We start from the raw sequence: 12200 nt of genomic DNA, 5'->3' as shown, positions 1-12200 counted from the left end.
GCATGACTAACAGCACCCTGGAATTCGTTCGTCACCTGACAAACTTAAGTATTGAACTAGAGGCCGATGGCGATCGTTTGCGTTGTCATGCACCTGAAGGCGTGTTAACTCCGGCGCTACGTCAGGAAATAGCTGGGCGTAAAACAGAAATTATGCTGTTTTTACAGCAAGCAATGCAGGCTAAGACTTCTTATCAGTTGCCTATTCAAAGAGTGCCACGAGATGGCGATCTGCCACTATCTTTTGCTCAACAACGACTCTGGTTTTTGCACCAGCTCTCACCCAATACTCGTGCTTATAATCTGCTCCTAACTCTGCGGCTAGAAGGGTCATTGAATATAGTTGCACTAGAGCAGAGCCTTAGCGAACTCGTTCGCCGCCATGAGATTTTAAGAACAAATTTTCCCGCAGTAGACGGGAAACCTGTCCAGGTAATTGCTCCTTCCACCGACTTAAGTTTACCAATCTATGGTTTGCAGGGATTGTCAGCCCAACAACAAAGCGATCGCATTGGGCAAATGGCGAAGTCCGTTGCATCTAAGCCATTCGATCTGGCTGCTGAACCATTGGTACAATTTACTCTGCTGCAACTGAGCGATCGCGAGTATATACTGCTGTTGAAGATGCACCACATTATCTACGATGGCTGGTCTTTGAACATCTTCAATCGAGAGTTATCCCAGCTATATACAGCTTTCACTCAAGGATTGCCCAACCCACTACCAGAATTAACTATCCAATACGCTGACTTTGCAGTTTGGCAACGCCAGTGGCTGACGGGCGAAGTCCTCGATCGCCAACTAACTTACTGGCAAAAACAGTTAGCGGATGCTCCTGTTGCACTAGAACTGCCCACTGATAAACCACGACCGCCAGTTCAGAGTTTCCGAGGTGGAGTTGAGCGTTTTCAACTGAATCGTGACCTCATGCAACGCCTGTTGCAGTTGAGCCAAGAGTCAGACGCAACTTTGTTTATGACTCTACTGGCAGCTTTTTTGGTGTTAATTTCTCGTTACAGTGGTCAACTAGATATTGTTGTTGGCTCTCCCATCGCTAACCGCAATCACAAGAGCGTTCAGGAGATTATGGGGTTTTTTGCTAACACCCTAGCATTAAGGGCCGATCTCTCTGGCAATCCCAGCTTTACAGACTTTTTGGCGCAAGTGCGGCAAACCACATTATCAGCATACGCCCATCAGGACTTGCCTTTTGAAATGTTGGTAGAAAAGCTACAGCCAGAACGAGATTTGAGTCGTAATCCCCTGGTACAGGTAGCATTTTCCCTCCAGAATGGCTCACAGTTGTCTTGGGATTTGCCTGGCTTAACTATTGAGAATATATCCTTGCCAATTGATGAAACGGTCAGATTTGACCTGGAACTAAACTGCTGGGAAGTCTCATCTGGTTTGGAGGGGATTTGGAGTTACAGTGCTGATTTATTTGATGCAACTACAATTGCTCGCATATCCCAAAATTTTCAAACTTTACTACAAGCAATTGTTGCCAATCAAGAAGCGCGAATTGCCCAATTACCACTGTTGACGATCGCAGAACATCACCAATTGTTGGAGGAGTGGAATGATACAGGAGTAGATTATTCCTGCGATCGGTGTATCCATTCCTTATTTGAGGAGCAGGCAGAACGCACCCCGGATGCTGTAGCAGTTGTGTTTGACAATCAACAACTGACATATCAGCAGTTGAACACTCGTGCAAATCAATTGGCACATTATTTGCGCTCTTTAGGTGTGGGAGCCGATGTGCTGGTGGGGTTGTGCGTGGAACGCTCAATAGACATGATTGTGGGAGTGTTGGGCATTCTCAAAGCAGGTGGGGCTTATGTGCCACTTGACCCAGACTATCCCCAAGAGCGTTTGAGCTTCATGTTAGAAGATGCTCAAGTGGGAGTGCTGTTAACTCAAAAGCAATTAGTAGCATCTCTCCCTCAACATCGGGCGCATCTTGTCTGCTTAGACACTGACTGGGAAAACATAGCTCAAAACAGCTTCTCAAACCTGGAAAAAACTGCAACACCCGATAACTTGGCATATGTTATCTACACTTCAGGTTCCACAGGTAAGCCCAAAGGCGTTTTAGTCAATCACAATAATGTAACTCGTCTATTTGCAGCTACAGACGCTTGGTATAAATTCAATTCTGATGATGTGTGGACAATGTTCCACTCTTATGCTTTTGACTTCTCTGTATGGGAAATTTGGGGTGCTTTGCTGCATGGTGGACGACTGGTAGTAGCGCCTTATTTAGTGACGCGATCGCCCGAATCTTTCTACCAGTTATTGTGTCAAGAAAAAGTCACAGTTCTCAATCAAACACCTTCCGCCTTTCGCCAGTTAATTCAAGCAGAAATTGCGATCCCAACTCCTGACGACTTGAACTTACGCTTAGTAATTTTCGGTGGAGAAGCCTTAGAACTATCAAGTTTACAGCCTTGGTTTGAGCGTCACGGCGACAACTCACCCCAATTAGTGAATATGTACGGGATTACAGAAACCACCGTACACGTCACCTATCGCCCCTTGAGTCAAACCGATTTATATAGTACAGCAAGTTTAATAGGTTGTCCGATTCCCGACTTACAAGTGTATGTGCTGGATGAATATTTACAGCCAGTACCAATTGGCGTTCCAGGTGAGATGTACGTTGGTGGTGCTGGTGTGACACGGGGCTATCTAAATCGTCTCGAATTAACAGAACAAAGATTTATTTCTAATCCGTTTAGCAATTCAAAATTATATAAAACAGGGGACTTGGCTCGTTATTTGCCCAATGGCGAACTAGAGTATTTAGGACGCATCGACAATCAAGTAAAAATTCGGGGATTCCGCATTGAGTTGCGAGAAATCGAGACAGCGTTAACACAACATCTGGCTGTAGGGGAAACTGTGGTAATTCTCCGAGAAGACGAGCCTGACAATAAGCGTCTGGTAGCATATATTGTCCCCGACCAAAACTATGCTTTGCCAATTTTAAAACTACTTCATTTTAAAAATAAAGGTCTGCTTAGTAACGAGTTACTCTATGAATTGCCAAATGGCATGATGATTGCCCATCTGAATAAAAACGAGACAGAATTCGTCTACAAAGAACTTTGGGAGGAACTAACTTATTTAAAACATGGCATCACTATCAATGAGGGGGATTGCATCTTTGATGTGGGTGCGAATATCGGTCTGTTCACACTCTTCGTGAGTCAAATATGTAAAGACGTTAATATTTACGCATTTGAACCAATTCCGCCTGTTTTTGACCTGCTACGTATAAACGCTGAGAGCTATAGCTTTAATGTCAAACTATTTAATATTGGTCTTTCCAGCGAGACAAAGAGTGATACCTTTACATATTATCCTCAAGTTTCCGTCATTTCCGGGCGCTTTGCCGATGCTGCTCAAGAGCGAGAGACGATCAAATCCTTTTTGCTCAAACAACAAGATTTTGTACCAGATAATACAAAAGTATCTGTCCAGGCAATTGATGAACTGCTAGTAGAACGATTGCAGAGTCAGCAATTCAGTTGCCAGTTAAGAACAATTTCTGATGTGATTGGTGAGTATGGTATTGAAAGGATCGATTTGCTGAAAATCGACGTGGAGAAAAGTGAGCAGGATGTACTTTCTGGTATCCAGCAAGAAGATTGGCAAAAGATCCAGCAGATAGTTGTAGAAGTTCATAACATCGATGGTAGGTTGGAGGAAATTGTAGCCCTGCTAAAAGAACATGGATATGACCTAACTATCGAGCAGGATGCTTTACTAGAAGATACTGGACTATACAATATCTATGCTAGACGATCATCTCTAATCCAGTACCTTCCAGAGGAGCCTAGTAGCAAGTTAGTCTGCGATCCTATAAAACCGACCTGGAGTAATTCGAGTTTATTAGTCAGTGAGGTTCGCCGCTTTCTACAAAACAAGCTACCAGAGTACATGGTGCCAAATGCTTTTGTACTGCTGGAATCCTTGCCCTTGACTGCCAACGGCAAAGTAGATCGCCGCGCCCTACCAAAACCAGATTTAGACAGCACACTGCTAGAAAAATATGTAGCCCCACGCAACCCAATTGAAGAAATACTGGCACAAATTTGGGCGCAAGTGCTGAAAGTAGAGAAAGTGGGCATACATGACAACTTCTTTGAGCTAGGGGGACATTCGCTACTAGCAACCCAACTGCTTTCACGCATTCGTAACATTTTCAAAGTAGAATTACCATTGCATGAGTTGTTTGCAACAGCAACAGTTGCTCAATTGTCCCAAAACATTCAGCGATCGCAACAACAAGATTTAGAACTAACAGCATCAGCCATCTTACCAAGAACAAGCGATGCAGAGTTACCACTGTCTTATGCTCAACAGCGTTTGTGGTTTTTAGACAAGTTAAACCCGAATAGTGCATTTTACAACGTACCCATAGCTTTGCGTCTAATCGGAATTCTCAATCAAGCTGCCTTAGAACAAAGCTTACAAGAAATTATTCATCGTCATGAAGCGTTACGCACTAACTTCATCACAGTTGATGGACAACCTTCTCAAGTTATTAGGGAACTAGGGACTGGGGACTGGGGATTGGGGAACTCGGGGCCCCCTCTGGGGATAAGGGGCAATGGGGACTGGGGACTGGGAATAATATCAGTTGTTGATTTGCAGCATTTATCCACAACTGAACGAGAAATTGCTTTACAGCAATTAGCACAACAACAAGCTACTCAAGCGTTTGACTTAGCAAATGGAGCATTATTCAGGGCAACATTAGTAATGCTGTCCGAAACAGAACATGCGTTGTTAGTTTGTATACATCACATTGTCTTTGATGGCTGGTCAATGAGTATCTTTGTTCAAGAACTAGAGGTACTGTACAATACTTATTCTCAAGGCCAGCCGTCATCATTAGCACCACTGCCAATTCAGTACGCAGATTTCGCTATCTGGCAGAGACAGTGGTTGCAAGGGAATGTATTGCAAACTCAACTCTCTTACTGGCAAGAACAATTAAAAGATGCACCAGCTTTATTACCGTTACCTACAGACCGACCAAGACCTGCTGTGCAGACTTTCGCTGGGGCGTATCAAAAATTTACACTCTCAGTTGAGTTAACTGATAAATTGGTAAAACTGAGCCAGGAGCAGGGAGTAACGTTGTTCATGACGCTATTGGCAGCGTTTGATACCTTGCTTTATCGCTACACGGGACAAGAAGACATTTTGGTGGGGTCGCCAATTGCTGGCCGCGATCGCTCTGAAATAGAAGGGTTAATTGGCTTTTTTGTCAATACCTTAGTTATGCGTTCTAACTTGGCAGGCAACCCCAGTTTTAGCGAATTACTGGGTCGTGTTCGAGAAGTAGCGTTGTCTGCGTATGCTCATCAGAATTTGCCATTTGAAATGTTAGTGGAAGCATTGCAGCCAGAACGGAATCTCAGCCATTCACCACTGTTTCAGGTAATGTTTGTCCTGCAAAACGCTCCTATTTCTCAATTGGAGTTGACTGGGTTAACTGTTACTCCATTGATGACAGAAGGCACAAATACCAAGTTTGATTTGACTTTAGTAATGGAGAACACTACCACTGGACTGGTGGGTGTATGGGACTACAACACTGATTTGTTTGATGCGTCCACCATTGAGCGAATGACAGGTCATTTTGTCACATTACTTGAAGGTATTATTGCTAACCCAGAACAGCCAATTTCACAATTGCCCTTGCTGACACAAACCGAGCAACAGCAGTTACTTGTCGAGTGGAACGATACTCAGGCAGATTATCCACAAGATTTGTGCATTCATCATTTATTTGAGGAGCAGGTTCAGCTGACACCGGATGCAGTAGCAGTGGTATACGAAAATCAACATCTTACGTACAGCGAATTAAACTGCCGTGCTAACCAGTTGGCGCATTACCTCAAGTCTTTGGGAGTGGGAGCAGATGTGCTGGTAGGCATTTGTGTAGAACGCTCAATAGAAATGGTAGTAGGAATATTAGGTATTCTCAAGGCGGGAGGAGCATATCTGCCACTTGACCCTGAGTATCCTACTGAGCGTTTGCGTTTTATGCTCGAAGATGCTCAGGTTTCAGTGTTGCTAACTCAGCAGCGACTCGTTGATAGACTATCCCAGCAGAAAGCACGTCTTGTCTGTTTAGATAGTGATGCTGAGGTGATTTCTCAGTTCAGTCAGGACAATTTAATCTGTGAGACACAAGCGAATAATTTAGCTTATGTAATTTATACTTCTGGTTCTACAGGAACACCAAAAGGCGTGATGATTGCTCATCAAGGATTGTTAAATTTGGTGTTCTGGCATCAACGCACTTTTAACATCACTTCATTAGATAAAGCCACTCAATTAGCAGGAACAGCATTTGACGCTGCGGTGTGGGAATTATGGCCTTACCTAACAGCAGGAGCAAGTATCCACTTAGTTAAATCTCAGCTACTTAGTTCGCTAACTAAGCTACGAGACTGGTTGATTGCAAACAAGATTACTATCAGTTTTCTGCCAACACCACTGGCACAAGAATTATTATCTTTGGAATGGCCAACTGAAGGTTTGGCAATGCGAACCGTACTAACTGGAGGAGATAAGCTTCATCAGTATCCATCTAATTTAATCCCCTTCCAAGTAGTGAATAATTATGGCCCAACCGAGAATACTGTTGTTACAACTTCTGGGCTAATAGTTGCCAAGGAACAAAATCAGATATCTCCGAGCATTGGGCGAGCGATCGCCAATACACAACTTTACATCTTAGACGCAAATTTACAACCAGTGCCTGTGGGTGTGCCAGGAGAGTTGCACATTGGTGGTGTTGGGTTAGCAAAAGGCTATCTCAACCGTCCAGAACTAACGGCTGAAAAATTTATTCCCAACCCCTTTGAGAAGGCAGGAGGCAGGAGGCAGGAGGCAGAAGGCAGGAGAGCAGAGGAGCAGGGGGAGACAAGGGAGGTAACTCTTCACTCAGCATTCAGCAACACCAGTTGCTACAACGCGGGGAACCCGCGCAACGCACTGGCTCCTCAGCACTCAGCACTTTTATATAAAACTGGGGATTTGACACGTTATTTACCAGATGGCAACATTGAATACCTGGGACGCATTGACAATCAGGTAAAAATTCGAGGCTTCCGCATTGAATTAGCAGAAATAGAAACGTTACTACAGAAACATGGCGATGTGCAAGCATGTTGTGTCATTACCCATGAAGGAACTCCAGGTAATAAATACTTAGTCGCCTACGTAGTACCACGAAAAGATGTAACCCCCAAAGCGGACGAACTACGTCAGTTTCTTTCTGGTAAATTACCTGGGTATATGGTTCCAAGTACTTTTGTGATATTGGAGTCCTTACCTTTAATACCCAACGGTAAAGTAGACCGTCGCGCTTTGCCTGCTCCAGATTTACAACAGGAACTATCAGATTATGTAATGCCAAATACAGAAGTAGAAAGAATCATTGCTGGTATTTGGCAAAAAGCACTCTCGATAGAAAAGGTAGGAATTTATAATAATTTCTTCGAGCTAGGAGGTCACTCGTTACTACTAGTAAAAATTAATCAGCAATTGCAAGAAATACTTGTCTTAGAAGTGTCAATATTTGATATGTTTAGTTATCCAACTATACATAGTCTCAGCCAATATTTAAGTACTAAAGTAAACAAAAACGATACATTAAAACAAAATAATTCACGTCCTCAATCTCTCAGTGAAAGTAAAGCTTTCAGAAACCAACAATTACAACTTAGACAGCAGTATCTTTCTCATAGAAAAGGTAGAAAATGACAGTAGATATAGTTAATAATAATGAGTTCAACAACTCTGAAATAGCAATAATTGCTGTTGCTGGTAGATTTCCTGGAGCAAAAAATATTGAATCTTTTTGGCAGAATTTACGAGATAGTGTGGAATCTATCTCACGGCTAACGGATGAAGAATTGATAAATTCTGGCGTTCCTCAAGATTTACTAAATAATCCTAATTATGTAAAAGCTAGCGGTGTTCTATCAGACATTGAATTGTTTGATGCAAATTTCTTTGCATATAGTGCCAAAGAAGCTGAGTTAATAGATCCACAACAACGTCTATTTTTAGAATTGGCTTGGGAAGCAACAGAAAAAGCTGGTTACGATCCACAAACCTACAATGGTTTAATAAGTATTTATGGTGGTGTGGGAACAAATAGATATTTGCTCAATAACATAATTCCTCATCCTCAATTACTAGAAACGGTTGACCCATTACAATTATTAATCTCTAACGAAAAAGATTTCTTGCCGACACGAGTTGCTTATAAACTCGACTTAACTGGGACAGCCGTGAATGTGCAAACAGCCTGTTCTACCTCTTTGGTTGCTGTTCACTTAGCTTCCCAAAGTCTATTAAATTGTGAATGTGATATGGCTCTAGCTGGTGGAGTTACTCTCAGCATTCCCCAAAAAATAGGTTATTTGCATCAAGAGGGAATGATTCTTTCTCCTGATGGACACTGCCGTGCTTTTGATGCTAGAGCGCAAGGAACTGTTGGTGGTAGCGGTGCTGGAATTGTGGTATTGAAAAGATTACAGGATGCAATCAGCGATCGCGACTACATTCATGCAATCATTAAAGGCTCGGCAAGCAATAATGATGGTGCAATAAAAGTCGGCTACACTGCTCCTAGTATCAGTGGTCAAGCGGCGGTAATTAGCGAGGCTCAAACTTTAGCTGGTGTAGATGCTGAAACAATTTCCTATATTGAAGCTCATGGTACAGCTACACCTTTAGGAGATCCGATTGAAATTGCCGCTTTAACTCAAGCTTTTAGTCAAACTACCGATAAAAAAGGTTTCTGTGCTATTGGTTCGCTCAAAACCAACTTAGGACATTTAGATACCGCAGCAGGTGTCGCAGGTTTGATTAAGACGGTATTAGCACTGCAAAATAAAATGCTGCCTCCTAGTTTGCACTACCAAACACCTAATCCCAAAATTGATTTTGCCAACAGTCCTTTTTATGTCAACACAACCCTAAGAGAATGGAAAACAAATAACACCCCTCGCCGTGCTGGGGTTAGTTCTTTTGGTATGGGGGGTACTAATGCTCATGTAATTTTAGAAGAAGCACCAATACAAGTCAAAAGTCAAAAGTCAAAAGGAGCCAGTGCGTTGGGCGGCTCTGCCGACTTGAAGCAACTGGCTCTCAAAAGTGAATATTTTCTGTTGTGTTTATCGGCTAAAACGGAGAAGGCACTTGAGAATATAACAGCTAATTTAGTCACGCATTTAAAAGAGCATCCAGAACTTAATTTAGGCGATGTCGCTTACACGCTCAATAGTGGTCGTCGGGGTTTTAATTATCGACGGATGTTAATTTGTCAAGACTTAGAAGATGCTGTTGAAGCTCTCAGTAGTTTAGCAGCCCAACAAGTTTTTACAAATTATACAGAGATTACAGAACGGCCTGTTGTCTTTATGTTTCCTGGTCAAGGTTCTCAGTATGTCAACATGGCGCGGGAAATTTATGAAACTGAGGCAGTATTTAAAGAACAAGTTGATTATTGCTCAGAAATTCTGAAATCCTTGGTAGGGAAAGATTTACGTCATATTCTCTATCCTAGTGACGAAAAGATTGATGAAGCATCAAAGCAACTTCAACAGACTGCGATCGCACAATCTGCTATTTTTGTAATTGAATATGCCCTAGCTAAATTATGGCAGTCTTATGGAGTGGAACCACAAGCTGCGATCGGTCATAGTATTGGCGAGTATGTAGCAGCCACTCTCGCAGAAGTTTTTTCCCTAGAAGATGCTTTATCTCTGGTAGCCGCACGCGGACAGATGATGCAGCAACTTCCCACTGGAGCAATGCTTTCTGTTCCCCTGCCCGTAGACAAAGTAACATCTGTGTTAGGTTCAGAACTTTCTGTTGCTGCGATTAATCAACCCTCGCAGTGTGTAGTTTCCGGTTCTATCCCAGCCATCGAAGCACTACAAAATCAGTTAGCTGCTCAAGGGATTGAATGCCGCCGTCTGCATACTTCCCACGCTTTCCATTCGCAAATGATGGAACCAATCTTAGAGGCATTTGCAGAGCAAGTCAAAAAAGTTACTTTAAACCCCCCAAAACTTCCTTACATCTCTAACCTTACTGGTACTTGGATTACAGTCAGCCAAGCCACAAATCCTGACTACTACGCTCAACATCTGCGTTCTACAGTACTGTTTGCCTCTGGTATAGAGAAATTATTGGCAACACCTGAGCAAGTCTTACTAGAAGTGGGGCCAGGACACACACTAGCTACATTAGCTAAAAGACATCTAGACAAAGCATCTGCACAAACAGTCTTGAATTCAGTACGCCATCCTCAAGAAAAGCAATCTGATAGTCGTGTTTTATTCAACACATTCGGTCAACTCTGGTTGGCTGGGGTCAAAGTAGATTGGTTTGGATTCTATAACCACCAAGAATATTACCGTCTTCCCTTACCAACTTATCCTTTTGAACGCCAACGTTATTGGATTGACCCCCCACAAAAAGCAGCTTGGGGACAGTTGCAAACTTTACCTCCAACATCGCAATTGTGGATATCGCTTACACAAGCAGGTCAAAAGCAAGCAAGTGTGAGAAATGCAGAACTCAACGAGTTAACCTATCAAGACAACAGACAATGGTTGGAACGTTTATGTACAGCCTACATCAACTCTGCATTCCAGCAATTAGAAGTTTTTAGCAATTCTGAAGAAAAGTATTCTTGGGAGAGTTTGTTGGCACAATGCCATATTTATCCTCGCTATCAACAATTGATGTCTAGATGGTTACAAATCTTGGTTGAGCAAGGACAATTACAGCAACAAGAGGGGTTATTTATTGGGCTAGTGCCATGTTCACAAGATTATATTGATGAACATTTAGAAGAAGTTAGAGCGAGGTTTGCTGCTTCATCTTTAGTATATTTAGACTTAGTGCAACGCTGTGGTGAAAATTTAGCTGCTATTGTTGCTGGTGAACAAGAACCATTAGAAATTTTCAATGAACTGATTTACCAAAAAGAAAACAATGGTTCAAATTTAGAAGGGGAAAATAACGGTTCACATCCAGAATCTTCCTTAAATACTTACTACAACTCTATCTTGCGCTCAAGCTTGGAACAGGTGGTCAAGTCATTACCATCATCGGTTCATCTGAGAATTCTGGAAATCGGTGGGGGCACTGGTTTATCTACGCAAGCATTACTACCTGTGTTGCCACCCAAACAAACCGACTATACTTTTACTGATATTGGTATTGGGTTCTTGACTCAAGCTCAAGAAAAGTTTAAGGAATATTCATTTGTTGAATATCGATTACTAGACATAGATAAGTCTCCAACTGAGCAAGGGTTTGAAAAGTATAGCTACGATGTAATAATAGCTGCTAATGTATTGCACGCAACTCAGAACATAGATCGAACTCTCAACCATGTACGCTCTTTATTAGCTCCTGGGGGATTTCTCTTAGTGTGGGAAATAACTGAGCCAAAGATAGACTTTGATATTAGTTGGGGTCTGCTGTTAAAACCTTTAAACGATAAAAGACGCAACCCAGGTCAGCCTTTTATTATCCTAGACCAGTGGTTTGAAGCACTACGCAATCAAGATTTTGTTCAAGTTGCAGCTTTTCCTGAAACTCAAGCATTTGAGCATAAAATTATTATGGCTCAAGCTTCTGCATCAACCGCATTTAGCAGAAAATCTGAGCAAAAAGAGACTGACACCAAATTAGAGAGTTCATTACAAAGAACGCCGGATATTGTTCAGTTAGAAAAATTATCTGCACTTCACTCCAGACCCAATTTACCTAATTCTTATGTAGCTCCTCGTGATGAGATTGAGCAAAAAATTGCCGATATTTGGCAAGAATTATTGGGAATTAAACAGGTAGGAATTTATGACAGTTTTTTTGAGTTAGGAGGAGATTCTTTAATAGCTGTTCAAATTATCTCTCGGCTAAAAAATACTTTTTCTATTAAATTAACTGTAGCAAGTTTGCTTGAGTCTCCCACAATAGCTGAAATAGCACCAAAGCTAGGAAAGCAACAATTAAAACAAAATACTAAGAGGGGTGCAATTGGTAGAGAAAAAATAGAAATATGAGCAAGATGAAATAGGGTTCATATAAATATCTAACCTGACAAAATAAGTTGTGATTAGCACGCACATTCTGCTGAAATCGTTG

At 42.1% G+C, this 12200-nt stretch carries 2 protein-coding genes; both read left to right on the top strand.

Annotation, left to right across the window (positions count from 1 at the left end; genetic code table 11):
* Positions 1-2: 2 nt before the first annotated feature.
* Positions 3-7790 carry a non-ribosomal peptide synthetase gene (locus tag RMY63_RS10840; protein WP_322728701.1) on the top strand — a complete coding sequence of 2596 codons (7788 nt, stop codon included), beginning with the start codon at positions 3-5 and terminating at the stop codon, positions 7788-7790.
* Positions 7787-12118 (top strand): beta-ketoacyl synthase N-terminal-like domain-containing protein, encoded by a 4332-nt coding sequence (locus RMY63_RS10835; protein WP_322728700.1) that lies wholly within the window; start codon positions 7787-7789, stop codon positions 12116-12118. Before RMY63_RS10840 ends, RMY63_RS10835 begins: the two co-directional genes overlap by 4 nt.
* The last annotated feature ends 82 nt before the right edge of the window (positions 12119-12200 follow it).

This window comes from Nostoc sp. ChiQUE01b (genome assembly GCF_034531255.1).
Lineage (GTDB): Bacteria > Cyanobacteriota > Cyanobacteriia > Cyanobacteriales > Nostocaceae > Nostoc.
This window is presented reverse-complemented; position numbering and strand designations above follow the sequence as displayed.

Bases quoted from the DNA above. Each gene is read 5' to 3' on its own strand.
- RMY63_RS10840 (WP_322728701.1), top strand. From the start codon at position 3: ATGACTAACAGCACCCTGGAATTCGTTCGTCACCTGACAAACTTAAGT.
- RMY63_RS10835 (WP_322728700.1), top strand. From the start codon at position 7,787: ATGACAGTAGATATAGTTAATAATAATGAGTTCAACAACTCTGAAATA.